The sequence below is a fragment of the Streptomyces roseifaciens genome, from assembly GCF_001445655.1.
Lineage (GTDB): Bacteria > Actinomycetota > Actinomycetes > Streptomycetales > Streptomycetaceae > Streptomyces > Streptomyces aureoversilis.
The window spans coordinates 84,412-109,809 of the sequence record NZ_LNBE01000001.1; the positions used below are offsets into that span (position 1 = coordinate 84,412).

Sequence of the window (25,398 nt, forward strand, 5' to 3'; positions counted from 1 at the left end):
CGATGTGGGCATCCCCGCAGCCCATGGTCAGCCCGCCGTATGGGTCCCCAGCCGCTCGTGGACCAGCCGTGCGAATTGCGTCAGCGTGCGGGGGCCGCCGATGAGTTCGGTGGGGGAGAGCTGGACGCCGAAGTGTTCGCGGGTGCGCAGGAGGAATTCGGTGCTCATCAGGGAGTCCAGGCCGAACTCCTCCAGTCGGCGGTCCGCGTCCAGTTCGGCCGGGTCGGTGCGCAGGACGGTGGCGAGGAGGCGGGTCAGGGCCTCGGTGACGGCGTGCACGGCTTCGTCGGGGGACAGCGAGGCCAGGTGGCGCAGGAACTCTTCGCGAGTGTCGTCCGATTCCGCGGCACCGGCCGGGACGAGGGCGGCGTAGCGGGGCGCCGCCAGGGCCGGGAGGACACGGCGGGCGCGGCCCCAGCGGTAGCGGCCGACGCCGGAGACGTCGGTGCCCGTGGCGATGAGATGGTCTGCGGCCGCGAACGCCTCGTCGGGAGCTGCGGGTTCGAAGCCGAGGTGGGTCATGGCGGCGCCCAGGTCGTTGCGGGCGACGTAGCCCGTTTCGGTGATCGGGCCCCAGGCGATCGCGGTGCCGGCGCGTCCGGCGTGGCGGCGGGCGCGTGCCAGGGCTTCCAGGTAGGCGTTCGCGGCGGCGTAGGGGGCCTGCCCGGGGTTGCCGATGCTCGCGGCGACCGAGGAGTACATCAGGAACAGGTCGACGTCCGGATCGCGGTCGGCGGTGAGGCGGTCCAGGACGTCGGCTCCGGCGATCTTGGGGGCGAGGACGGCGGCGAACCGCTCGTCGGTGAGGTCGGCCAGCAGGGCGTCGTCGAGGTGCATGGCGCAGTGGACGATGCCGCACAGGCGGTGCCCGCCGGCGTCGACGGCCGCGATGACGCGGCGCATGGCCGTCTCGTCGGTGACGTCGGCGGCGTAGGCGGTGGCGTCGGCACCGCGCTCGTTCAGCCGGGCGAGGGTCTCGGCCGCCTCCGGTGCGTCCGCGCCGCGCCGGGAGACGAGTGCGAGGTGCCGGGCGCCCCGGTCGGCGAGCCATGTGGCCGTGGCGGCGCCGAAGCCGCCGAGTCCGCCGGTGACGAGGTAGGTGCCGTCCGGGTCCAGGAGAGGGCGGGCGGGGGCGGGCTCGACGGGGACGGGTTCGTCCAGTGGGTCGAAGGCGACGACCACCTTGCCGGTGTGCTGCGAGTGCTGGAGCAGCCGGAACGCCTCGTCCACGCGGGCGGCGGGGTGGACGGTGTGGAGGAGGGGACGGTAGGCGCCGCGCACGATCCGTTCCGCGACTTCCTGCAGCAGGGGCAGGCACCGTTGCGGGTCGAACATGACGCTGTCGAGGTTGAAGCCGAGGAAGGTGAGGCTGTGGTGGAAGGGGCGTAGCAGGAGTGGGTTGTTGAGGAAGATGTCGCGTTTGCCGAGTTCGATGAAGCGGCCGTTGGGGCGCAACAGGCCGAGTCCGTGGGCGATGGCCTCCCCGCTGAGGGAGTTGACGACGATGTCGACGCCCCGGCCGCCGGTCAGTTCCCGTACCCGCGGGACGAAGTCCAGGCTGCGCGAGTCCAGGACGTGGGCCGCGCCGAGGGTGTGCAGCAGATCGCGTTTGGCCTCGGTGCCCGCGGTGGCGATGACGTGGAGACCCAGGTGCCGGGCGCTCTGGAGGACGGCCAGGCCGACCGCCCCGGCGCTGCCGTGCACGAGCACCGTCTCGCCGGGGAAGGGCCGGGCCTGCTCGGCGAGGGTGTGGTGGACGGTCAGGAATGCCACCGGGAAGGTCGCGGCCTCGGCGAAGCTCATTCCGTCCGGGAGGGGCAGTGACGTGGCTGCCGGTGTGACGGTGTGCGAGGCCAGCGAGGCGGGCATCGGCCCGAACACCCGGTCGCCCGGCGTGAACGTGGTGACCCCGGGTCCCGTGGCGCGGACGATGCCCGCACAGTCGGTGCCCAGCCCGCGGCTGAGGGGGCTGCCTTCGACGGCCTCGGGCGGCAGCAGCCCGTTGGCCCGCATCGGGTCGCGGTAGTTGAGACCGACGGCCCGGACTTCGACGAGGATCTCGCCGGGGCCCGGACGCGGCAGTTCGGTCCGGCGCCGGACGAGCCGGCGGGAGAGCCCGGGATCGCGGACCTCCAGGACGTACGGGGTGTGGCCGGGGACGGCGTCGGGGCGGTCGCCCGGACGCTGGAGCTGGCGGGGGACGAAGCGTCCGCCCCGGGTGAGGACGATCTCGTCCTCGTCGCCGGGCGCGAGCAGCTCGTGGGCCAGTCTGCGGGCGTCCGCGGCCGGATCGTCCGAGCGGTCCAGGGAGATCCGGCGCAGGGGCAGGCCGGGGTGCTCGTTGGCCAGGACGCGGGCGGCTGCCCACACTGCGGCGTCGGCCGGGTGGGCGGGGCGCTCGGGCGCGGGGAACAGCCCGCTGGGGCGGGTGACCAGCCACACTCCGCCGATCGCCCCGGAACGGGCGGCACTCAGCGCGCGCAGGACGGCGGCGCGTCGGGTCGTCAGGGCGACCACCTCCGCGCAGGCGTCCGTGGAGAGCAGCAGGACGACGCCGGGCACGGCACCCCCGGAGGGGAGTGCGGCGTCCCAGGCGGCCGGGTCCTCGGGGGCGGTGACGACGGGGGCTCGGCCGAGCAGCCCGGACAGTGCCCGGGCGAGGGGGATCTCGTCGGAGGCCTCGGTCGCGACGAGCCAGGCGGCGCCCGGCTCCGGCGCGGGCGGTGCGGGCACGTCCGCGGGCAGGCGGTCGGCGGACGCCACCAGGACGGAGCGGTCCTCGATGCCCGTGCGGACAGCACCCGTGAAGCCGCACGTGGCCAGCAGCGGCAGCCACTTCTCCCGGGCGAGCAGCCGGGTCTCCGGGCGCAGCGCGTGGTCGCCACGCTGCCAGAACGCCTCGGTCGCCCCGAGGAAGAAGGCCGTACGCCAGGTGTCGTGCGGCTCCGTGGCGAGCAGCAGGCCGCCGGGGGAGAGGAGGGTGCGGACGTGTCCCAGCGCGGTCGTCAGATCGGTGGCGTTGTGCAGCGCGTCTCCGGCGACGACCAGGTCGAAGCCGCCGTCGGGGAAGCCCTGGGAGAGCGGGTCACGGTCCAGGGCGAGGACGCGGTACTCCACGAAGTCGTGGTCGGCGAAGCGGTGTTCGGCCCGGGCGAAGCCGGTCGCCGTGGCGTCGGTGCAGGTGAAACGGGTGCGGTCGGCCGGGAGGAGGGGCAGCAGTGCCGCGGTGAGGGCGTGGGTGCCGGCGCCGGCCTCCAGAACCCGCAGCGGGCGGTCCCCGGGCCACCGCCGGACGGCCTCGGCGACAAGTGCCATGACGACGCGGTGGGCGAAGCGGCGGGCGGGCGCGGTCGCGTGGAGCTGCTCGATCATGGAGTCGCCGGGCGGCAGGAGTGCGGCCGCCTCGGTGGTGCCGCGCAGCACCTCGGGCAGATGGCGCAACTGCCGGTTGATCAGGATGGTTTCGGCGGCGCAGGCGGGATGGTCCTCCACCAGGTTCCGCAACAGCTCGCCGGGGCGCGGTGCGGTGCCGGTGAGCCGCCACCGGCCGTTGTCCATGGGCACGGCCAGTCCGTGGCGTGCCACGAGCGGGAGCATCAGCCGGACCAGACGCCGGTGCTGGGGCCGCAGGCCCCCGGCCACGAGGTCGCCCGGGCTGAAGACGGCGGCCGGGTCGGTGAGCAGCCCGGCGAGGGCGGCCGCCCAGCAGTGCGCTCCGGCCTCCTCTGCTGCTGCGGCGCAGCGGTCGTGGCCGCTCTCGCGCAGTGCCGCACGCGCCGCGGAAATGCGGTCCTCGACGGCCACCAGCAGATCGGCGGGCGGCGGCAGCGGGGAGGGGGCGGCGGGGGACAGGGAGAGCGGTGCGGCGCGCAGGACGGTGCGCTGGACGGTCACCGGCGTGTGGTCGGTGTTGTCCATCCGGCGGGTGCGGCAGCCCTCGATCTGTGCCGTGACGGTGCCGTCCTCGTCGGCGTAGGCGATGTCCCAGCAGAACTCGTTCTCGGTACGGGCGCGTTGTCGCAGGTGCACGAAGCCCGTGGGGGTGGGGGTGCGCCAGACCCGTACCGCGCCGAACACCGAGGGCAGGTAGGCCCGGCCGCTGTCCATCCACTCCTCGACCAGGGCGACGGTGGCCTGGAGAGGGCCGTCCAGCACCACGGGGTGGACCGTGTACGGGGTGCCGGGCTCCTCGTGCCGGTACGAGGCCAGCAGCTCGCCCTCGCCCACGTGCACCTCGCCCAGCAGCTGGAAGGCCGGTCCGACACCGAGGCCGACGCGGTGACAGGTGCGGTAGAAGTCCGCGGCGGCGACCGTACGGGGGCACCGTGCGCGCAGCGCCTCCGGGTCCATCGGGGCGGGGGCAGCCCCGAGCAGGGTGCGGACCTCGGCACGTACAACCGGCTCGCACACGCCGCCGCGGCCCTGGCTGCTGCTGATGGTCAGCGCGCCGTCGGCCGGGGTCACGGCCGTCTGGAGGCGCACGCCCTCCGGGTCGGGCCAGCCCAGGGCCAGCGGCTGGAAGATCTGCAGGTGCCGCACCTCTGCCGGCCGGCCCAGAGCCAGCTGCCCGGCCGACAGGGCCATCTCCAGGTACCCGGCGGCCGGCATCAGCACCGTCCGCGCGATCCGGTGATCCCCCAGCCAGGGCACCAGCTGCGGCTCGACGGTGCCCTCCCACAGCGCGTGGGGCGCCGGGAGCCGCTCGCCCAGCAGCGGATGGTCGAGCAGGCCGGTGCCGCTGGTGCGCACGACCATGTCCTGCGGGGCTCCGTGCCAGTACCGTTCGCGCTGCCACGGATAGGCCGGCAGGTCGGCCACCCGGCCGGGGTCGGGGAAGTGCGTCGGCCAGTCCACGGCCGCACCCGTGGCGATCAGCTCGGCGACGGCGGCGGCCGCTTCCCGCGGCCCGTCGCCGTCACGGCGCAGGGTGGGGACGTAGGCGGCGTCGGTGCGACGCAGATAGGGCCGGAGCACCGGGTGCGGGCCGATCTCCACGAGGATGCCCGCGTGGTCCGCGACGACATGGGCGACGGCCGCGGCGAAGCGGACCGGTTCGCGTACGTTGCGCCACCAGTAGTCGGCGGTCAGCGCTTCCCCCGGCAGCGGGGTGCCGGTGACCGCGGAGACGAACGAGACCTGGGCCTCAGCCGGGGCCAGCCCGGCCAGCGCGGCACGCAGAGGGTCCGCGATCGGGTCCATGGCCCGGCTGTGGAAGGCGTAGTCGAGGTCCAGCTCGCGGAAGAAGACGTCCCGGGCGTTCAGTTCGGCGCCCAGGTCCGCCAGGGCCTGTAGGTCGCCCGCGACCGTGACGTCCCGGTCGCTGTTGATCCCGGCCAGCTCCAGGGCACCCTCGTAGCGGGCCAGCGCACCGAGGGCCTCGGCCTCGGGCAGCCCGACGGCCGCCATCCGGCCGGAACCCGCCGTCACCCCCTGGGCGCGGCTGCGTTCGGCGATCACCCGGGCCGCGTCGTCCAGGGTCAGCGCTCCGGACACGTGGGCAGCGGCCACTTCGCCGACACTGTGCCCGGTCACCGCCGAGGGACGCAGCCCCTGCGCGGCGAACAGCGCGGCCAAGCCGATCTGCACGGTGAACAGGACGGGCTGGGCGATCTCGGTACGCCGCCAGGCCGCCGCGTCGGGCCCGGCCAGCTCCCTCGCCACCGACCAGCCCAGGTGCGGGGCCAGGGCTGCGTCCGCCTCCTCGACGGCGGCCCGGAAGACGGCGTCGGCGGCCAGCAGGTCCGCGGCCATGCCCGGCCATTGCGAGGCGTTGCCGGAGAAGACGTACGCCACCGTGCGCCGGTCGGCCGTACGGGCCAGCGCCCCGGTGGCGGGCGTCCCGGCGAGGAGCCGGCCGAACTCCTCCGCCGCACGCCCGGGCCCGTCGGCGAGGACGGCCGCGCGGTGCGGGTGCGCGCTGCGGCGCAGCGCAGTGGTGCGGGCCAGGTCGTAGAACTCCTCGGGGGCGGCCTCGCGCAGCCGGGCCGACACCCGCCCGGCCAGCTCCCGCAGCGCCGCGGCCGAACGGGCCGAGACCACCACAGGCAAGGGAACGCCCCCGGTGTGCGACGGGCGGTCCGGCGGAGCGGGAGGCGGGGTGAGCACCGCGTGGGCGTTGGCCCCGCCGAAGCCGAAGGAGTTGACGCCCACCGCGGCCCGCTCGCCCAGGCACAGCCCGACGGGCTCGACGGTCGGGGCCAGGCCCAGGCCCGCGAAGTCGATGGCAGGGTTGAGCGGGTGGGCGTGCAGCGTCGCCGGGGCCGTGCCGTGCCGCAGCACCAGCAGCGCCTTGAGCAGGCTCGGCATCCCCGCGGCCGGTTCCAGGTGGCCCACGTTGGACTTGACCGAGCCGATCGGCAGCGGCCCCCGCGTTCGGCGCCGCCCCAGGGCCCGGCCGATGGCGGCCGCCTCCGCCGGGTCACCGGCCGGGGTGCCGGTGCCGTGCGCCTCGAAGTACACCAGGTCGTCCGGCTCCACCCCCGCCCGCTCGTACACCGCGCGCAGCAGCGCCTCCTGGGCGTGGGAACTGGGCAGGGCCATGCCCTGGGTGCGGCCGTCGCAGTTCGTGCCCGTACCGGCGATCACCGCGTGGATCCGGTCGCCGTCGGACAGTGCGTCCGCCAGCCGCTTGAGGACGACGACACCCCCGCCCTCGGAGCGAACGAAGCCGTCGGCATCGGCGGAGAAGGCCGCGCACCGGCCGCGCCGCGACAGCATGCCCGCATGCGAGAAGCCGGCGAAGGCGTAGGGGCCGATCAGCACGTTGATCCCGCCGGCCAGGGCGGTGCGGCTGGTGCCGTCCAGCAGCGTCCGGCAGGCCCGGTCGAGGGCCACCAGGGCCGAGGAACAGGCGGTGTCGACCGCCATGCTCGGCCCGCGCAGGTCGAAGCAGTACGACAGGCGGTTCGCGGCGATCGACAGGGTGCTGCCGCTCATGGCGTAGGGGCTGGTGTGGTTCTCCTGGGTCATGACGAACTGGCCGTAGGCCGGGTCGGAGACGCCGATGTAGACGCAGGTGTCCGAGCCGGCGAGCGACTCGGCGGGGATCCCGGCGTCGTCCAGGGCCTCGGCCGCCATCTCCAGCAGCAGCCGCTGCTGCGGGTCGACGAACGGGGCCTCTTTGGGGGCGATGCCGAAGTAGCCCGCGTCGAAGCAGGCCACGTCGTCGAGGAACCCGCCGGCGGCCGTGCAGCTCCTTCCGGCGCGCACGGCCCCGGGGTCCACGAAGCGGGTCTTGTCGAAGCGGTCCGCGGGGATCTCGCCGACCAGGTCACGGCCGTCGGCCAGGGCCGTCCACAGCCCGGCCAGGTCGGTGATCCCGCCGGGCAGCCGCATGCCCGCCCCCACCACGGCCACTGCGCGGTCGTGCTGTCCCATGTCACGCACCATTTCCCCCGCAGGAACCGAAGCGCTCTGATATGGCACGGGAGAAATGCCCAACATCGGTAGTGATCAAGCGCATTATAGCTCTATACGGTGAACTAACCTTTGTACTGCTTGAATTGACCTTTGAAGTGACTATGGTGATGCCGTGCTTGATACCCGGCGTGCCCGTCTGGCGGCCACAGCGGTCCACCTGCCGTCCCGCTACCGCACCATGGGCGCCAGCCGGGAGCGGATCGCGGCCTCGGGCGGGGCCTACGTCCCCCCGGCCGGACTCCTGGAAGACCTCACCGGAGTGCGCGGGGTTCACGTGCGCGACGAGGGCGTCCAGGCGTCCGACCTCGCGGTGGCAGCCGCCACCAAGGCGCTGGAAGCGGCAGGTGCCGGTATCGGCGAGGTCGACCTGCTGCTGTTCGCCGCCACCAGCCACGACCTCCTCGAACCGGCTACCGCGCACATCGTGGCCGCGAAGCTCGGCCTCGTCTGCCCGGTGTTCGACATCAAGAACGCCTGCAACAGCGTGCTCAACGCGGTGGAGACGGCATGCGCCTTCATCGCCGTGGGCCGGTACCGCACCGTGCTGATCGCCTGTGGCGAGACGCTCACGGAAACCACCCGCTGGCGCCTGCCCGACCACGAGGCACTCCTGCGGGCCATGCCCGGCTACACCGTCTCCGACGCCGGCGCCGCCCTCGTCCTGACCGCCGGCCCCGCGGGAGAACATGACCCCGGCGTGCTCTCCCTGGTCTTCGGGGGCGACCCCACGGCCTGGGAGGCCTGCACCGTGGCCGGGGGCGGCTCGCTGCACGGCCGCTCCACCGACGACGAGCACACCACCCTCCGGCTCAACGGCAGCCTGCTGCACGACGCGCTCGACGTCCTGCCCCTCGCGCTGGAGGTCTTCGCGCACCGCGAGATGGAGGCGGTCCGCGCGAGCGCGTTCATCGCCTTCCACCAGATATCGATGCCCCAGTTCCTCGACACGTCGGCCAAACTCCGCCTGCCCGCCGACCGATGCCTGGCCACCGTGGCCGAGCACGGCAACTGCGGCGCAGCCTCGCTGCCCCTGCAACTGGTCGCGGCCCAGGAGTCCGACCGGGTGGAGCCCGGGGACCTGGTGGGACTGATCGGCCTGGCCAGCGGGGCCTGCTTCGGCGTCGTCCAGGTGCGGCTGTGACATTGACGACCGGCGCCCTGCGCGACGCCGGAATGCGCCGGGGCACAAGGCCGTGACGATGGCCCGCAACCCCTACGACCTGATCACCGTCGTCCACGCGCTGCCGGCCCTCGGCGCGGTCCCCGTCCTGCTGGATCCGAAACTGCCGCGAGGACACCTGCGGCAGTGCCCTGAACGAGGTGGCCCCGCAGGTGTTCGTGGGGGAACCCCGGCCCACCTGGCGCGCACAGCGCTGGGCCGGGGACGCGGACATGTCCAGCTGCCCCTGGTGACCGCAGGCAGGCCACGGGGCCTGGGGCGACCGCTCGTGGCGGAGTTGCCCGCGTCCTGCTCGGCCCCGCCCTCGCCATGACGACGCTCGCCCCGGCCGTCAGCCGCTTCGCCCCGGCCCTCCTGCGGTTGCCGGCCGACCACTGCACACGCCAAGGCGTGACCTTGCGCCCGGGGCTCCCGGTGCGTGCCCGGCACGGCAGCCCCGTCCACAAAGCGTGCGTTCCGTTCGCGAGAATATCCATGATCATTTGAAAGCGTCTGGCCGTCTTCGGCAGCCGCACCGCATGCGTAGGAGTACCCACATGGGCCGGATCACCGTCGTTGTCGAGGACCTCGTCTTCGGGGAGATCACCATCGTCCTGGACACCGGCGAAGGCTCCGTCGAGGTCGGCGGTGGATGGCTGCCCCGGACGACACTGCGCCGCGGCCCCGGCACAGCGCCCACGTCATGGCCTCCCATAGGCACCAGCGACCCCGACGGGCTGACCCTCACCCTCGACGGCGAGGGTGAGCCGCCGGCCCTGAGCAGGGGGTACGTGAACCGCCGCACGTACACGGTGCGGTTCCCCGACGGCGGCCGGACGTACCGCCTCGTCCCTCACGACGAGACGCGCAGCTGTCTCATGCGGGGCAAGGTCCTCCTCGGCGAGCTGCGTGTCTCGCCCGGAGGCGGGCACGTCACCCCGGCCACGTGGCGCAGCGCCTCCAAGGTCCTGCCCGCCGAGGCGGCCCTCGGCTATGCCTTGGCCGTGGGTCTCGGCACGGGCGGCAAGCGGTCGGAAGGCGGCAGCAGCAGCGGCGGCTCAGCGGCGGACGCGGTGCTCGACATCCTCGTGGCCTGGCCGTAGGGGCGGCCGGGCGACGGGAGCCGGCCGACCGCCGGAATCGCAGCCCTGCAGGATGGCGTGTGCCCGTGGCCTGCCGCCCGCACCGGGCACCCGGCTCCCACGTAGGGCCGGGCCCCACGCTCCCTTCGAGCGTGGGGCCCGGCACTTCTTCCGCGGACTGCGCCGCCTACCTGATCGCGGCTCCGAACGCCTTGCCGCCGGACGGGATGCCGTCCTTGCCCGGCTGGTACACCGTCACCGGCTGCTCGGTGCCGGAAGCGGCGTAGGAGGTGACGTTCTGCCACGGCACCGCGTAGGCCGCGCCCTGCGCGTGCGGGCCCGTCGGCATGCCCACGTAGATGTGTGTCGGGGAGACACCGATGGCCTGGCCGATCCGCTGGTTCGCGCCCGGCGTGCCCGGAACGCCGTTGTGCCCGGCGTAGAGGACGTCGTTGTGCGGGCCGGGAGCCCCGAGGAGGGTCATGGTCTGCACCGCACCCGCAGCGGTCACGGATCCCTGGGTTTCACCGGGGACGCCCACGACGAGCTGGAGCGTCTGCCACGTGGGAGCGGTCCTGGGGGACAGGTTGATCGCCTGGAGGGTCTCGCCGAACCGGTCGTTGGCCTCGATGCCGCCGATGACGTCCGGCTGGTCCTGGTGAATCGCCTGGTACTGCGACCAGCCGCCGGAGGCGGGGATCTTGAAGGTGATCACGCTGCCGGTGTTCTTCACGTCCACCTTGGCATCGTTGGTGATCGACTCGCCGGGGGAACCCGCGGCGAGGATGGAGTCGCCGTTCGGGCCGTTCTCCACCAGAGCGACGGACGTGCCGAGGACGTCTCCGGCCTCGGAGCCGCCGGAGACCCTGTCGTCGTTCTGGTTGATGTTCGCCCGCTGAGTCGGCTTGCCGTCCGGTCCGAGCTTGTGCGACAGCACCCACACGGCACCGGCGTCGGCGGCACCGTCGATGTCCTCGCCCGGCCCGCCGATGGCGATGTTGTTGGCGTCGGCGGCGACGGACCAGCCGGCCCTGTCCCCGGCCTCCAGGCCGCCGGACAAGCCGGCCTCCTGCGTCAGGGACACGTTCGTGCCGCCGCGCACGTAGATGACCGAGCCCGCGTCCTCCTTGTCGCCGATGGCCTCGCCCGGGGAGCCGATCACGATGAACGGGTCCCCGTCCCGGGTCTGTCCGGCCGCGACGGAGTAGCCGAGCATGTCGCCCTTCTCGTTGGCCGACTTCTTCAGCGCGCCGTTACCCTCTTCCTGCACGTAGTTGCCGGAGCCGCGGCCATTGCCCAGCCCGGTGGCGGAGCCGTAGACGACGGACACCATGCCGACGTCCGCTATCGACCCGGCGTCCTCGTACGGCACGCCGACGACGAGGTCGGTGTAGCCGTCCTGGTTGTCGTCCACCGTGGCCAGCGAGTGGCCGAAGCGGTCACCGGCCTCCGCGCCGCCCGGGACGGAGGACAGGTCCTGGTCGAGCTGGATGGTGCCCTTGCCGCCGCCGTAGACGACGCGCACGGCACCGGCGTCGGCGTTGCCGCCGACGGTCGCCTTCGGGTCGCCGATGGCGATGTCCTCGATGCCGTCGCCGTTGAAGTCGGCGAACGGGGCGGCGGTGACGGTGGCGGTCACCCAGGCGGCGAGGTCGTCGGTGCGGGCGGCGACGCCCTTGGTGGACGTCTGTGCCATGTCGATGCCGAAGCAGCCGCCCTGGTCGGAGCGGGAGGCCACCGACACGATCTGGGCGATGTCCCCGGAGGTGCGGAACAGGGGCGCACCGCCGTCGCCGGAGCAGATCGCGGCGTTGTCGCCGGCGACGTCCACGTCACTTCCGCTGGGGGCGCTCGCGGTGAAGGTCCCGTTGTGCGCCTTGACGGGGGCCCACTCGTCCTTCGTACGGCCGTAGCCGGTCAGTGTCAGCTTCTCGCCGGACTGTGCGGGCGCGGCTGCGATCTGGGCGGTGCGGACGTCGGCGACCGGTGCGGACAGCTTCGCGAGGACCACATCCCGGTCGTCGCGGGGGACGAGCCGGACCACGGTGCGCTCCGCCCCCTCGGTCGTCGTCAGGTCGGTACGGCCGACGACGGCCTTGGTGGCGAGCTTCGGGGCGCCGGTGGGGATCTTGACGGACTCGGCAGGGTCTTCGGCGAAGCAGGAGGCGGCGGTGATCAGCCACTCCGGGTCGATCAGGGCGGCGCTGCACGCCTTGGTGCCGTTGCCGATGTCGAGGCGGGCCGTGAAGCCGTGCGAGTTGCCCGCCTCGGCCGGTCCGGTGACGGCGTGGGCGGGCAGGGCGGGGGCGCCGATCGCGGCGGCGCCGACCAGCGCCGCAAACGCGGTGCGCCACTTGGCTGTTCTGTGCATGATGTGTGGTCTCCGGTTACTTGCCCGTGCGGATCTCGACGAGGACGAAGGCGCGGCCCTGGGGATCGGCGGACTCTCCGACCGGCGTCCAGTTGCCCTTGGCGACCTTGACCTCCTGCGGCGTGTTGTCCGGTGCGGTGAGGGAGACATCGGCGGCGTGATCGGCCGATCCCTTGACCGCGAACACCGAGGGGATCTCCAGGGTGAGGTGACCCGAGGTGCCGGTGGTGCGGAAACAGACCTTCTCGTTCTTCCGTGACCACACCTCCATCAGCCCGGCGGAGGAGGAGCAGTCGGCGAGGGTGATGTGGCCGTCGCCGCGCTTGAGGGTGATCCCCTTCTCCTCCTTGATCCTGTCGGCGCCCGGGTAGTTGAAGTCTTCGACCACATAGCCGGGCCGGCCGTCGGCCACCGTCACCGGGGTGCCCGATGCGCTGTCATGGGAGGAAGTGGCGGCGGCGAGGAGCGCGACAGCACAGGCTGCGGCGGCCGCACCGGTGGCGATGATCCGCCGTGCGAACTTCATACAAGGTCCCTCGTGTCAAAGGTGAGTTGAGCCGTGGCGCGCGATCCCTGGCCGGAACGGAGGGTTCCTTGGTACACAAGGGGCGGCTCGGCAACGGAGACGCCGGAATTCAAACACGCGTCCCCATCTCGCGCTACCCCCTTAGCGTGTTATTGACGGCCAAAGCACCACACTTGGGACTTGTGCTCCTTCTCATGGCTTCACGGCGATCCGACAGGTGGTCAACCGGTCGTTCCGTTGCGTATGGTCACGACGCGCATCCGCCGTGTCCCTGCTCAACTCCGGTACCACCCCGGGGACATGCGCGCGGCCGGCGCAACAGTCTGCCCGGCGGTGTGCCGCCTCACGCGCGCGCCGCCGCCAGGCACCGAACCCGAAGGACCGCTTTGGACACCACTTTCTGGAGCAGGCGGCGCGTTCTCGGCGCCCTCGCGGCCACCACGGTCGTCGCCGCCACCTCGAGCCTCGTCCTCAACCCCATAGCCGCTCTGGCCGACACGCCGCCGGCCGACGGCGACGACGGCGACCCGTTCAACCTGCCCGACACCGACCGGGCGAAGGCCGTCAAGGCGTGGCTGCTGGGCGGCAAGGCCGTCCGCGCCGCGGCGGAGGCGGCGCTGTTCGGCACCGACGCCGACATCCAGGCCTTCCTGACCGCCGAACTCCCCAAGGCCACGGCGGAGGACAACCGCGTCGCCGTCGTCACCTCCCTCGCCGGAGGCGGCAAGGGCACCCGGCGCGAGGCCGCCGCGGCGATCGAGGGCGGGGACCCCGGCATCGCCGACTTCCTCAAGGGCGGATTCAAGGCCGCCCTCCTGGAGGATCTGCGCGTGGCCACCGCGACCGTGATGGCCACCGGCGACAAGGCCGTCCGCCGCGACGGCAGTGCCGCCCTGGACGCGGGCACCCAGGCCGCCCTGGAGCAGTTCCTGACCGACGGCCAGTACACCGCGCGCCTGGAGGACATGCGCGTCGAGGTGTCCAAGCTGATGGTGCAGGCCGGCCCGGAGGTGAAGAAGTACGCTTCCCGGGCCATGTCCGGCACGGCCGACGACGTCGAGTGGTTCCTCGACACCGGCCAGCACATCGCCCGCGCCCGCGACCAGGAGTCTGCGACGATCGAGGAACTCGTCGCGGTCGTCGAGCGCGAGGGCAAGAAGGCCGACGCGAAGACGAAGCAGGCCGAGGAGGCCGCCGCCCGCGCCGTGGAGGCCGCTGCGAAGGCCAAGGAGGCGGCGGAGAAGGCCGCGGCCGAGGCCCAGGCCGCCCAGGACGATGTGATCAAGTCCGGCAGGGCGGCCCGCAAGGCGGCCGAGTCCGCCAAGGGTGCGGCCGACTCGGCCCGTGTCGCCATCCGCGCCTCCCACGCCGCCGTCCAGGCGTCCCGCCGCGCCGCCTACGCCGCCACCGCCGCGAGCCAGGCCGCAGCCACCGCCGGCTCCGCCGCGGCCAAGGCGTACGGCGCTGCCATCGCCGCCTCCAAGGACGCCTCCAAGGCAGGTGCCGCCAAGGACGCCGCCGTCGCCGCCCGCAACGCCGCGGCCAAGGCCCGCAGCGCTGCCAAGGCCGCCGACTACGCCGCTTCCGCCTCTGCCCAGGCCGCGAGCGCCGGCTCCGCTGCCGCCTCGGCAGCCCGTAACGCCGCGGCTGCCGCGAGCGCTTCCGCCACGGCCGCCTCCGCCGCGGGCAAGGCGCAGGCGGAGGCCGCGGAGGCCAAGCGACAGGCGCAGATCGCGAGCGCCAACGCCGCGATCGCCACCAACGCCGCCGGAACGGCCCAGGCTCTGGCGAACGCGGCAGCGGCGGCCGCCCGCACCGCACGCGACGCCGCGAACAGCGCGGCCGGTCACGCGGAGAAGTCCGCGGAGGCCGCCGAGTGGGCCGCCAAGTACGCGGGCCAGGCCGTCGAGTACGCGAAGAAGTCCACCGAGTTCGCCAACGAGGCCACCAAGGCCGCGAACAACGCCACCGGCGCGGTCACCCAGGCGATCGAAGTGGAGAAGAAGGCGCGCGAGGCCGAGTGGCAGCGCCTGGACGAGGACATGAAGCAGGCACTCGAAGAGGCCCGCCTGCTCGCACAGATCGAAGGTCAGGAAAAGGCGGAGTTCGCCAGGAGACGTACGCAGTCCGAGCAGGCCGGGAAGGCCACGAAGGATCTCGTCTCCCAGGCCGAGTCCGCGCTGAAGGCAGGTGACACGGGCCTCGCCGCCACCCTCGGGCGCAAGGCGGCCATCGCCCTGATGAGCTCGCGCGGCAGCTGGTCGTGCGAGGCGGCACGGTTCGCCCTGTGCGGCACGGACGCCGACGTCCATGCCTGGATCGACACCGACCGGCAGATCGCGCAGAAGCAGGACGACCGGGAGACCGTCCTCTTCCTGGCCCAGACCTCCGCACCGGACATCGCCGACGCCGCGACCAAGGCGCTGGAGAGCGACGACCCGGACGCCGCCACGACGTTCCTCGGTGCCAGCGTCATCGAGTCCGCCGCGATGGACAACCGCGTGGCGGTCTCCCGCGTCCTGGCCAACAACCCCGGCAGTGCGGTGAAGAAGGCGGCGAACGACGCGCTGAACGCCGGAACCGCCGACGCCCTGTACGAATTCCTCAGCGGTACGTACGAGGCGGCGCAGCGCGAGGACGACGCGGTCGCCACCGCCACCGTCATCGGCAAGGCGGGCCCGTACACCAAGGCCCACGCCCAGGTCGCCATGGAAGGCCCGGCGTGGATGCGCCGCAACTTCCTCGCCTCGGTGCAGTACAAGACCGCGCAGCTGGACTACGACTCCGCGACCCACATCGCCGCCGTTCAGGGCGCGATCGCCGCGGCCGCGAAGATCGCGCACAAGGCGCAGGAAGACGCCGCCCGGGCGCAGGAGGCGGCGGCGAAGGCACGCAACGCCGCCAAGGAGGCGCTGGAGTGGGCGGACAAGGCGAAGAAGTCCGCTGAGCAGGCCGCCACCTATGCGAAGCAGGCGGACGCGAACGCGGACGCCGCCGAACGGTCCGCCAAGGAGGCGCAGGCCTCGGCCAACAGGGCGAAGCAGGCCGCCGCCACCGCTCGCACGGCCGCACGCTCGGCGAACTACTCCGCCAACCGCGCTGTGGACGCCGCCCGCCGTGCCGTGTCCTCCGCCAATTCGGCCCAGGCGTCGGCCGCTTCCGCCCGCTCCTCCGCCATCCAGGCGGGCAAGGACGCGAAGACGGCGGCAGCAGCCGCAAGCCAGGCGCACCAGATCGCCACGGCCAAGCGGAAGGCCGAGATAGCGGAAGCGGCCAGGAAGGCGGCCGAGGAAGCGCGCAAAGCCAAGGAAGCCGGCAGGAACCCGGCCGACTCGCCCGACAACGACACCGTCAAGGGCGGCCTTCCCTGGTGGAAGGAAGGCGCGAGGTGGCTGGCCAACGCCACCAACTGGCTCAGCATCGGCACCGGATTCGCCTCCGCCCTCCTCGGCATCGGCGGCCTGGCGGTCGGCATGTTCTTCCCGCCCGCCGTGCCGTTCGTGGAAGCCGCCGCTTCCGGCTTCGCGTACGCCTCCCTCGCCTTCGCCGGACTCAACACCCTGTTCACCGGCATCGGCTACGGGTGGTCGAGCAGCGAGTTCAAATCATCCCTCGCAAGCACCGCCCTGGGCGTGATCACCTTCGGCCAGTCCAAGTGGATCGGCGCGCTCGGCGGCACCAAGGTCGTCACGAAGGTCTCGCAGTTCGGCCACGACCTCGTCTCTCCGGTCACCGGCCTGCTGGGATCCCTCGGATTCTGAGCGGACAAGCGGACCAGTGGACAACATGCACCACCGCACCAGAGGCCGGTGGCCGCGGGCACATCTGCCGCCGGCCCTGGTGCGCAGCCGAAAGGAGCCGCCGTGCTCGCACAGCTTCCCCTCGCCTGCCTGCTGCTCATCGCGGCTGCCGCCACCCTCGTCTTCTGCTTCGCAATGGACAGATGGATGAAGGTGCGCAAGCTGACAGTGGCGTTCCTCGTCATTTCCGCCGGATGCTGTCTCGGGATGATCGCGGTAGGAAGTCTCCAGCATCAGCACTGGAATGCCCGGCAGATGCTGGTCCTGTACTCCTTCGCGTGGGGCGGGCTCACGATCGGCATGTTTCCGTCCAGGAAACTGTTCCTCAAATATGGTGACGAAATGCGCCGAGGCGTAAAGAGGGAGAAATACGAGTACCCCGCACGGTGCCAGGCTGCCTTGTATGCCTCGGTCATCCTCATGTGTTTCTTGGCATTCGTACTTGCGACATGACCGGGAGCCGGCGTGGCGCAGTTCCGGGACGGGTAGTCCGGGGTCGCGGCGGTCCGGGGCCGGGGTGACGCTGTGCATGGAGACGCGTCCGGCGTGCAGGACGAGGCTGCCGGGCACGGTCGGCAGGTCTCGGGTGAGGGCGTGCCGACGGCCGGCGGAGAGCTCGCGAAGGGCCCGGTGATCCTGCGTCAGCTGGGCGCGGGAACGGGGCTCTCCCGCTGATACGAGTGCCGGGTCTGCCCGGGCCACCTGAACGGCGCATCTCCTCGTGATCCGCGGCGCGCAGGTCAGGAATAGATCGGCCTGCTCATGCACCGCGGCCCACCCGTGCCCTTGACGAGCTCGCTTCCGGCCACGGCCAGCGCCTCGACACCCGCCTCTTCCAGCCGTCGGAGCGCGGAGGGCGTCATGTCGTAGCAGATGATCCTCCGGTTCCCCAGGCACAGGCTGTTGCACGCCTGCCGGAACAGCGACTCGTCTTGGGTCACATCGATGATCTGCATCCCGATGTCCAGCATCATGCCCAGCACGTCGAACCGCTCTTGCCCTGCGGCACTGAAACGGACCGAGCTCAGGACGCTGTCCGGGTGTGCGACCACCACGTCCTCGGCGACCGGCACCATGCAGCCGTCGAGGTTGATCCGTCACGGTGCCAGCTCCACACCTATGATCTCGTCCACGCCCCAGGGGATCAGCTCCCGGGCGAGGAAGTCCAAGGTGGGCAACTGGGTGCGCCTGCCGTACCCGATCAGCAGAGCACGGTTTCCCTCCCGCGAGAACGGAATGACGTCCCCGCCCTCAAGGACCAGATGATCAGGGATGCGGAGCGCCGCGGACAGACCCAGAGCCCGCGCCGCGGTCTCCATCGCCGCTGCCTCCGGCCGCCGGATGGGGGCCATCATCCGGCCGGGAATGTACCGGCCTGGCATCCATGGAATCGTGATCAACGCGTCACGGGTGTAGACCTGGTTCGGGTTCGTACCGGCATGGCCGAACGAGCGGTCCCCGTCGAGCAAATCGGCCAGGTAGTGCACTTGGCCCACGTGCTGCTTGATGGTCTCCACGAAGGCCCGATGCTGCTCGGCGTACAGCGCCGGGTCGGGTGCCTCACGGAACAGGTAGTCCCGCTGCAGCACCACTGGATCGGACACCACCGACAGTGCCTTGACCGCGCCCGTCCCGACAGGATCGTGCACGATGACGGCCGACGGGGCGACAGCGAACTCGCCGCCCCCGGACAGCGGCACCGGATCCGGCGGGTAAGCAGGCATACTGCTCCTTCGGTGTCGAGGCCAGGTCAGAACTCAACCCGCGCCCGGGAGGGGGGGACCCCAACTAGCGTGATGCGCCGGACCAGTCGAGCTCAACCCACCTCGGCCACCGGGCGAACACAATGACCGGATTCACCCCACGCGCTCAGTGGCTCTTCCCCGGTCACCGGTGGGGTGCCCCAGGGCCCCGGCCGGGGAGCTACTCGTCCGGACGCTTCACCTGCTCGGCACGATCACGCCCCCGGCGGACCAAGACCCACCGGGACCTCCCCGGAGGATGGAGCTGCGCCGTGGCGGCCCTGCACACCCTTGCCGACGGCCGCCGGATCTTCGTCAAAGGCACCCGCCAGGACCAGGACCAGGAGCAGCGTGAGGGGCTGGACGTGGAGGAGAGGATCAACCCGTTCCTGCCCCGCTGTGCACCGCGGGTGCTGTGGCGGGTGCGGGCGGACGGCTGGGACATGGGCGGCTCCCTTCCTGTCAGGAATTCCAGTAGGCCGCAGCCCCGCACTCAAGACCGTTCACCGGATCCTTCTCAACCACTCCGGCACTGTCTGCGGTCTTGGTACACAGGCGGCCCTCCCGCAGCGCGGTCGGTGACACCCCGCAGTTGCCCGCGGGCCGCACGAGTTCGGCCCGGTGCAAACGACTGTGAGGAGTACGCGATGGCGTTACGGAAGAGCACGAAGGCCGGCCTGGCGGGTATTGCGGTGGCCGCGATGGCGGCCACCGCCTTCGTGACGCCCGCCCGGGCAGCGTCGGACACGCCTCCCTCGGGAGGCGGCCACCCGGCCACGCAGCGCGCGATGGACGAGGCCGTGAAGGCGGGCATCCCCGGCGTCACGGCCCAGGCACGTGACACCGGCGGCGTCTGGAAGTCGGCGTCGGGCGTGGGCGACCTGACGTCGGGTGCGCCGCGCGGCGAGAACGACAAGTTCCGCGTCGGCAGCATCACCAAGACGTTCGTGGCGACCGTCCTGCTCCAGATGGAGGCGGAGGGGAGACTCAGCCTCGACGACACCGTGGAGCGCCGGCTGCCCGGCCTGGTACGGGGCAACGGCAACGACGGCTGCGGGATCACCGTCCGGCAGCTGCTCAATCACACCAGCGGCCTGTTCGACTACCTGGCCGACGAGGAGTACGCCAAGACGTACATGCAGGGCGACGGCTACCTCGAACACCGCTACGACACGCTGCCGCCCGAGAAGCACGTGAAGGTGGCGCTCTCCCACAAGCCCCTCTTCGAGCCCGGTGCCAAGTTCTCGTACTCCAACACCAATTACATCCTGGCGGGACTGATCATCGAGAAGGCCGGCGGGAGGTCGTACGAGGACGAGGTCCGCGACCGCATCATCAGGCCACTGGGGCTGAAGAACACGTCCAACCCCGGCAACGGCATTCACCTGCCCCGGCCCAGCAGCCGCGGCTACTCCAAGCTGTTCAGGTCGGCGCCCGACCGGATCGACGACATCACCGAGATGAACGGGTCGCAGGGCTGGGCCGACGGCGACATCATCTCCACCGCGGGCGACCTGAACCGCTTCTACGGCGCCTTGCTGCGAGGCGAGCTCCTGAAGCCGAAGCAGCTGAAGGCGATGAAGACCATCGCCGCCCCCGGATCCTCGTCCAAGTCCTACGGGCTCGGCCTCCAACGGTTCCAGACGAGCTGCGGCACCACGCTCTGGGGGCACGGCGGAGGCATGGTCGGGTGGCTCTCGATGGCCGTGACCACCGCGGACGGCCGTCACCAGCTCGCCTACAACTACAACGGTGACTGGGACGCGACGTCCATGATCAAGATCATCGAAGCCGAATACTGCAGCACGTCGCGCTGAGGGACGGCCGGTGCCGGCACCGGCACCGGTGGCGAAGTGTTCGCGCAGGGCGGGCAGCAGGGCCTCGCGCAGCTGGGCGAGGCGGGGACAAGCGGGGCGCAGCCGCATGCTTCCTCGCGTGCCGCGTGCCGCGTGCCGCGTGCGGCTCGACGGTGGTCGCCGACCCCAGGCGGGCGGCGATCTCGCGGACGTCCGCGCCGGTGCCGCCGCTCGATCTGCATCGGGCATGCGTCGAATTGGCCTGCCCGACTCGCCTGGAGCACGAACGCGACGACTGCCGACGACTACGAGAAGGGCACCTCGTGGGGGTGGACCACCCAGTGACCGGGCGCACGACGAACTTGCCATGATGTGAGCCGAGACGGCCCGGTGCCCGCGGAGGTGCTCGGCTGTCACGCCCGTACGGCGTCACCCATGCGAGCGGTCGATGCATGGCGCCGCCCGTACCAGGGAAATTATGCGGTCTTATCGCCCGGTTGATACGGAAGGGTGTTCCATGCAGCACCGCATCCCGAAGGCCCTCAGCGTGCTGGCCGCCGCGCTGACGCTCTCTTGCATGTTTCCCGGATCGGCGTCCACCGCGTCCGGCCAGCTCGTCCTCAACGGTCGCGTCTTCACCAATCCTTCCGGGTGCTACCGCAACCTGAACGCGCCATTGTCCGTTCAGAACCGCACCGGCACCGTCGCGTTCGTCCACACCTCCCCGGACTGCACCGGCCCCGGCCAGCCCGTCCCGGCCGAGGGGACCTTCGCAGCCAGCTCGGGACACAGCGTCCGTATTTGAGGATGCTTGGGTGCCGTGCCCCTCGGCAAGGTGGGAAACGGCGAAGGCCCGGCTGATCGCCGGGCCTTCGCCAGTGAGTAGCGGGGACAGGATTTGAACCTGCGACCTCTGGGTTATGAGCCCAGCGAGCTACCGAGCTGCTCCACCCCGCGTCGGTACGGTGAACAGTACGGCATTGACCAGGTGAGGGCGAACCGGTTCACCGGCCCACCCTCATACCGCCCGACACGGGGGCGGAGCCCCACACCGTCGCAGACCGATCCAGTGGGTGCCAGAGGTCATGCCCCAGCGCGGTCGGCCGGTTGGTAGGGGCTGTGCATGGTGAGGAAGCGGACGTCGAGGTCGGTCTCCAGGTAGTCCATGCGCTGCTCCCAGAAGGCTTGCATGTGGGGGAGGGCGAGGTGGGCGTCGAGGTCGGCCTGGGAGCGCCAGGCCTCGTAGAAGACGAAGAGGCCGGGCTCGTTGCGATCTTCGTGGAAGTGGTACTCCAGGCAGCCGGGCTCCTGCCGGGTCGGCTCGACGAACGAGAACAGAAGCTGCTTGAGCTCCTCGGCGCGTCCGGGCTTGGGGCGGGCGGTGCCGACGAGTGCGAATGGCTGAGTCACGCAGGGTTCTCCTTCTGGCAGGTACGACAACTCTCGTACCTGCTGGACGCTACCGAACTTGCAGGTACGATGCAATCCATACCTCAAGGAAGGTGTCCCGAATGCCCGACGACGAAGGCCACCCGAGCGTCGAGGAGATCGAGCTCGGCCCGGTACTCTCCGCGCTGGCGGATCCGCTGCGCCGGCGAGTGGTGCGTGAGCTGGCAGCCGAACCCGATGGCACGGCGCGGACGTGCAGCTCCTTCGGACTGCCGGTTTCCAAGGCGACCGTCACGCACCACTTCCGCGCCCTGCGCGAGGCCGGGCTGATCCGGCAGGTCGACCGCGGCAACAGCCGGATGGCCAGCCTGCGCCGGGCCGACATCGAGCAGCGGTTTCCCGGACTGCTGGGCATCGTGGCGGCCGAGCCGGAGGAGTGAGCTCAGGAGCGGGACGGCCCGGGACGGCCCCATTTCCGCCGACGGCAAGCGGTACGCACCGCACGCCCCTTGGAGGGCAGCCGCCGGGCGCATGCCGCCCCGGAAAAGCGCTGGGGCGAAAGGGGCCGCCTCCATGAGAATCCGCTCATGACCGATAAATCCGTGGCAGTAGATGTCGCGGCAGTCGTCGTGGCAGACGTCGACGAGCTGCTCGCCGCCCTCGACCCGCTGCCCCACCCCCGCCGCGTCCGGCGCATGGCCCTCCACGCCAGGGAACTGAGCGCGGCCGGAGCGCTGGCCGCGGTGCTGGCCGAGCTGGCGCGCCGCGGCGGGTACGAGCGGGGCCTCGCGGGCGTGGCCGCCCGGGCGGCCGGTGACGTCGGCTGGTTGCGAACGCGGCTGGCCGACCCCGATCCGTACGTCCGCCTCCAGGCCGTGTCCGCCGTGCGCGGAGGCATCGTCCCGGACGCCGCCGTGGCGGAGGCGCTCGACGACGGGCCCGCCGCCGTACGGCGAGAGCTGATAGGCGCCGTCGTCACCGGACGGCGCACGGCGCTCGCCGACGCCCTCGTGCGGCCCCTCCGCGAGCGCTGGGGCGAGGTGGAGGCGGCCAGGCTGCTGCCCGCGTGCGGGCCCGGCACCGTCGCGGAACTGCTGCCCGGGCTCTTCCCGTACGTCACGGGACTTCCCTCCGTCCGCAAGTGGGCGGCGCTCACCCGCCGTCATGCCGGCATCGTCCTCGACGAGGTGGAACGCCGGCTCACCGCAGAACCGGAAGCACGGCGGCACGACTGGTGGCAGTCGAACGGGGCGTGCGTGGCGGCGGCCATCGAGTACGCGCCTGAGCGGGTGTTCGACCTGCTGGAGCGCCTGTGCCACGGGCCGCTGCCCTGGCCCCTCCGCGACGCCCTCGGCGGCCTGATGACCGCGGACCCGGGCCGCACGGTCCGGCTGCTGCTCGCGCCGCCGCGCGACCCGGCGGAACGCCTCGGGCTGACGCTGTCCGCGCTGCGCACCCTCGTCCGCCGGGACCCGCCGGAACTCGCCGTGTTCGCCCAGGCCGTGAGCCATGACGAACGCGCGCTCGCCCGCCTCCTGCGCCGGCTGCCCCCCTCCCGCCGCGCCGCCTGCTTGGACACCGCGATGGCCGGACGGGGCACGGAAGCGTCCTTGCCTCCCGAGCGCGTCCTCGCCTCTCTTCCCAGAGCGCGGCGCGAGGCCGAGGCCCGGCGGATGGCGGACCGGGCGCGTCGGCACGGAGGCCAGTGGCGTACGGTCCTGGAATGCGTCGCGCATCTGCCGCCCGCGGAAGCGGGGGAGGAGCTGTGGGCCGCGACCCGTGACCCGGCGGAGAGGGACCGGGCAGAGGGGTACCGGCTCCTGTTCCTCAACGCCGCCCGCTCGGGCGACCCTTCCGTCGTCACCGACCGGCTCGCCCGCTGCACACGGCTGCGTGAGGAACCGGAACTCGTCCGCGGACGCGCTCTGTACGCGATCGCCGCCATCCCCTCCTCGCTGTTCGCCGACGAGGCGGCACCTCACCTCGAACGCCTCGCGGCCGACGCGCTGGAGGCCCCCGACTGTTCGTGGGACAGCCGCTACGCACTGGGCGGCCTGGCCGTCTCCCTGCTGCGTGACGTGGACGTGGAGGTGGAGGTGGACGTGACGGGGTTCGGGGACGGAGCCGGCCGCGGGGCGCTGAAGGGCTGGGCGCTGCGCACCCTCGAGCGGCTTCCGGACACCGCGCCACCGCGGCCCTTCGCCGTGCGGCACGGGCGTGAACAGGAGGCGTTCGAGGCGCTGCGCCCCGAACTGGAAGCGCGTGCGCAGGCCGCGGACTTCACGGCCGTCCTCACGCTCGCATCCTGTCTCGGCGAGCGCGCGTACGCGGTTCAGGGCCTGCAGGACCTCCTGTGGCGGGCGGTCCGCGACGGTGATCAGGACACCGCGGGCAAGGCCGCCGTCCTGTGGCTGCGCGACCCGAGGACGCACGACGAACGGCTGGTCGCCCTCCTCACCCTCGACGCCTCCTTCGCCACCCTGCCGTCCATCGGCCGCACGCTGACGTACCGCCGTACGGATCTGCTGGACCTCGTCCTCGGCGACACGCCTCCGTACGGGCGTCTCCTGCCCGAGGGCGACCCCTGGCTGCCGCCCGTCGGCCGGGCGGCACGCCGTTGGCTGCCACGTCAGCAGGCCGTGGCGGCACGCGCGTTGGCCCGCATCGCCGACGACACCCGGCTCCCCGACCGCCTGCGCGCACGGGCGGTCGCGCTGGCCGCGTGGCTCCCGGGGAACTGGACCGGGATCCTGCAGCGGCACACCGCCTCCGGGGACACGGAGGTCGCCGAGGCCGCGCTCGCCGCGCTGGCCAGGACGGAGCGTCCGGGCGAGCACCTGTCCACGCTGCTCGCCCACGCCGGGGGAAACCGCTCCAGGATCGCGATGGCCGCGGCACGGCGCGCGGGGCGTCACGTCCCGCCTTCCCTGCTGGCCGGGGCTCTGCGCCCGCTGCTGCTCGCCGGGGGCGACACGCGGGTGACCGGCCGGGAGGAGGCGGCGCGGATCGCGGCAGCCCTGCTTCCCGTGCGGGACGCCGCGGTCCTGCTCCGGGACGCGTACGCCCTCCCGCTGCACCAGGACGTGCGGGCCGTCTGTCTGGCACTCACGACGGGGCTGCTGGCATGCGAAGAGGCCTGGGAGACGGTGGAGTCGGCGGCCGCCGGACGGCGCGAGGATCAGGTGGCGGTGCTCGGGGTCCGGGCGCCCGACGTGCCGGAGCGCCATCGCCACCGCTACGCCCGGCTGGTCGCCGCCCTGTGCCGTACCGGCGACCGCGAGGTGGTCCTCCACGGGTACAGGGCGCTGGCCGAGTGGTCGGGCTGGATCGGGCCCGAGCCCGGAACCCTGGCCGCCGCCGTCACCGATCTGGAGAACCGCGACACCTGGTCGACGGCCGTCGGCGCGCTCTGCGCCATGGTCACCGATCCTCCCACCGGCACACCTGACGTGGCTCCCCTCCTGGGGACGCTCGCTGCGCTGATCGCCGCCGACGCCCGCGCGGGCACGTCCGACGCCCGCGGGGGCACCTCCGACGTCCGCGGTGGCACGCCCGACGCGGACGCGGACACCGACAGCGACCGCCCGGCCCGCCGACGGGTCGAGCTCATAGTCGGCATCCTGACCCCGTACAGCACGAGACGCACCCGCATCAGCGCTCCGGTCGCCCGCCGGGTCGCCGATCTGCTCGCGGGCACCCCGGACTTCACCTCCCTCGCGGTGCGGCTGCTCCTCCACACCTTCGATCCGGACGCCGGGCCGGACACTCTGACGGCCACGCTGACGCACTTGGCCGAGGTGCACGAAGGCCGGCCTGCGCTCGCCGCCTCCACGGCCGCCCACCTCCGCCAAGCCCTGCGGTCGCGGAACGGCGACGCCGAGGCGCTCGCCCGCGCGGCACGGACGCTGGTCGAGGACGGGGGCTACGCCGCCGGTCTGTTCGCGGTCGCCCTCACGGAGGTCGGTGGCGAACGCGCCGGTTGGGCGTCGCCCTGGCGCGAACACGTGCGTGCTCTGCGCAGGCATGCCCACCCGGACGTCCGCGAGGAGGCGTTTGCCCTGGTCATGGCCCTATGAGTGACCGTCGCCGACGGCGCCGGGCCTTCCCGTGTGGG

General features: G+C 72.5%; 15 protein-coding genes and 1 tRNA gene. 9 read left to right on the forward strand and 7 right to left on the reverse strand.

What is annotated here, in order from left to right; all coding sequences use genetic code 11:
• Nucleotides 1–27: 27 nt before the first annotated feature.
• Nucleotides 28–7,377 (reverse strand): type I polyketide synthase, encoded by a 7,350-nt coding sequence (locus AS857_RS00355; protein ID WP_058041052.1) that lies wholly within the window; start codon nucleotides 7,375–7,377, stop codon nucleotides 28–30.
• A gap of 154 nt (nucleotides 7,378–7,531) precedes the next feature.
• On the opposite strand from AS857_RS00355, the gene AS857_RS00360 reads away from it, so the two are divergent.
• Both AS857_RS00360 and AS857_RS00365 read left to right on the forward strand, forming a co-directional pair.
• Nucleotides 7,532–8,560, forward strand: a complete 1,029-nt coding sequence (locus AS857_RS00360; protein WP_058041053.1) for a 3-oxoacyl-ACP synthase III family protein — start codon at nucleotides 7,532–7,534, stop codon at nucleotides 8,558–8,560.
• A 575-nt stretch (nucleotides 8,561–9,135) separates the two neighbouring features.
• Nucleotides 9,136–9,681: a hypothetical protein gene (locus AS857_RS00365; protein ID WP_058041054.1), complete on the forward strand. Its 546-nt coding sequence runs from the start codon at nucleotides 9,136–9,138 to the stop codon at nucleotides 9,679–9,681.
• A gap of 166 nt (nucleotides 9,682–9,847) precedes the next feature.
• Here the strand turns inward: AS857_RS00365 and AS857_RS00370 are convergent, their stop codons facing one another.
• Nucleotides 9,848–12,031, reverse strand: coding sequence for a trypsin-like serine protease (locus AS857_RS00370; RefSeq protein ID WP_058041055.1), 2,184 nt, complete (start codon nucleotides 12,029–12,031; stop codon nucleotides 9,848–9,850).
• Between the two features lie 16 nt (nucleotides 12,032–12,047).
• Complete coding sequence (locus AS857_RS00375; RefSeq protein WP_058041056.1) at nucleotides 12,048–12,557, reverse strand: hypothetical protein; 510 nt, start codon at nucleotides 12,555–12,557, stop codon at nucleotides 12,048–12,050.
• Between the two features lie 386 nt (nucleotides 12,558–12,943).
• Here AS857_RS00375 and AS857_RS00380 point away from each other — a divergent pair, with 386 nt between their 5' ends.
• The 3 genes from AS857_RS00380 (at nucleotide 12,944) to AS857_RS41780 (ending at nucleotide 17,032) form a co-directional block, all read left to right on the forward strand.
• On the forward strand, nucleotides 12,944–16,318 hold the full coding sequence (locus AS857_RS00380; protein WP_058041057.1) for a hypothetical protein: 3,375 nt from the start codon (nucleotides 12,944–12,946) through the stop codon (nucleotides 16,316–16,318).
• A gap of 102 nt (nucleotides 16,319–16,420) precedes the next feature.
• Nucleotides 16,421–16,810: a hypothetical protein gene (locus tag AS857_RS40265; RefSeq protein ID WP_173864712.1), complete on the forward strand. Its 390-nt coding sequence runs from the start codon at nucleotides 16,421–16,423 to the stop codon at nucleotides 16,808–16,810.
• A gap of 93 nt (nucleotides 16,811–16,903) precedes the next feature.
• Complete coding sequence (locus AS857_RS41780) at nucleotides 16,904–17,032, forward strand: hypothetical protein (RefSeq protein ID WP_275477336.1); 129 nt, start codon at nucleotides 16,904–16,906, stop codon at nucleotides 17,030–17,032.
• A 65-nt stretch (nucleotides 17,033–17,097) separates the two neighbouring features.
• On the opposite strand, the gene AS857_RS00390 is transcribed toward AS857_RS41780, so the two are convergent.
• Together AS857_RS00390 and AS857_RS00395 are read right to left on the reverse strand one after the other, a co-directional pair.
• A complete protein-coding gene (locus AS857_RS00390; RefSeq protein WP_058041058.1) occupies nucleotides 17,098–17,433 on the reverse strand; it encodes an arginine deiminase family protein in 336 nt (111 codons plus the stop codon).
• Between the two features lie 21 nt (nucleotides 17,434–17,454).
• Nucleotides 17,455–18,057, reverse strand: a complete 603-nt coding sequence (locus AS857_RS00395; RefSeq protein WP_058041059.1) for an arginine deiminase family protein — start codon at nucleotides 18,055–18,057, stop codon at nucleotides 17,455–17,457.
• Nucleotides 18,058–18,746: 689 nt separating this feature from the next.
• Here AS857_RS00395 and AS857_RS00400 point away from each other — a divergent pair.
• Nucleotides 18,747–19,916, forward strand: coding sequence for a serine hydrolase domain-containing protein (locus tag AS857_RS00400; protein ID WP_079109949.1), 1,170 nt, complete (start codon nucleotides 18,747–18,749; stop codon nucleotides 19,914–19,916).
• 496 nt (nucleotides 19,917–20,412) lie between these two features.
• Nucleotides 20,413–20,700 carry a hypothetical protein gene (locus AS857_RS00405; protein WP_058041060.1) on the forward strand — a complete coding sequence of 96 codons (288 nt, stop codon included), beginning with the start codon at nucleotides 20,413–20,415 and terminating at the stop codon, nucleotides 20,698–20,700.
• A gap of 78 nt (nucleotides 20,701–20,778) precedes the next feature.
• Here AS857_RS00405 and AS857_RS00410 read toward each other — a convergent pair.
• Together AS857_RS00410 and AS857_RS00415 are read right to left on the reverse strand one after the other, a co-directional pair.
• Nucleotides 20,779–20,852, reverse strand: a tRNA-Met gene (locus AS857_RS00410).
• A gap of 126 nt (nucleotides 20,853–20,978) precedes the next feature.
• Nucleotides 20,979–21,305 (reverse strand): putative quinol monooxygenase, encoded by a 327-nt coding sequence (locus AS857_RS00415; RefSeq protein WP_058041061.1) that lies wholly within the window; start codon nucleotides 21,303–21,305, stop codon nucleotides 20,979–20,981.
• 101 nt (nucleotides 21,306–21,406) lie between these two features.
• Here AS857_RS00415 and AS857_RS00420 point away from each other — a divergent pair, with 101 nt between their 5' ends.
• Entirely contained in the window at nucleotides 21,407–21,724 is a 318-nt protein-coding gene (locus tag AS857_RS00420) for an ArsR/SmtB family transcription factor (protein WP_058041062.1), read from the forward strand.
• A 147-nt stretch (nucleotides 21,725–21,871) separates the two neighbouring features.
• Nucleotides 21,872–25,360, forward strand: coding sequence for a hypothetical protein (locus AS857_RS00425; RefSeq protein WP_058041063.1), 3,489 nt, complete (start codon nucleotides 21,872–21,874; stop codon nucleotides 25,358–25,360).
• The last annotated feature ends 38 nt before the right edge of the window (nucleotides 25,361–25,398 follow it).

What these genes read in the sequence shown, in the direction of transcription:
- AS857_RS00355 (WP_058041052.1), bottom strand. Translation starts at nt 7,377, where the DNA reads ATGGGACAGCACGACCGCGCAGTGGCCGTGGTGGGGGCGGGCATGCGG.
- AS857_RS00365 (WP_058041054.1), top strand. Translation starts at nt 9,136, where the DNA reads ATGGGCCGGATCACCGTCGTTGTCGAGGACCTCGTCTTCGGGGAGATC.
- AS857_RS00370 (WP_058041055.1), bottom strand. Translation starts at nt 12,031, where the DNA reads ATGCACAGAACAGCCAAGTGGCGCACCGCGTTTGCGGCGCTGGTCGGC.
- AS857_RS00375 (WP_058041056.1), bottom strand. Translation starts at nt 12,557, where the DNA reads ATGAAGTTCGCACGGCGGATCATCGCCACCGGTGCGGCCGCCGCAGCC.
- AS857_RS00390 (WP_058041058.1), bottom strand. Translation starts at nt 17,433, where the DNA reads ATGGTGCCGGTCGCCGAGGACGTGGTGGTCGCACACCCGGACAGCGTC.
- AS857_RS00400 (WP_079109949.1), top strand. Translation starts at nt 18,747, where the DNA reads ATGGCGTTACGGAAGAGCACGAAGGCCGGCCTGGCGGGTATTGCGGTG.
- AS857_RS00405 (WP_058041060.1), top strand. Translation starts at nt 20,413, where the DNA reads ATGCAGCACCGCATCCCGAAGGCCCTCAGCGTGCTGGCCGCCGCGCTG.
- AS857_RS00420 (WP_058041062.1), top strand. Translation starts at nt 21,407, where the DNA reads ATGCCCGACGACGAAGGCCACCCGAGCGTCGAGGAGATCGAGCTCGGC.
- AS857_RS00425 (WP_058041063.1), top strand. Translation starts at nt 21,872, where the DNA reads ATGACCGATAAATCCGTGGCAGTAGATGTCGCGGCAGTCGTCGTGGCA.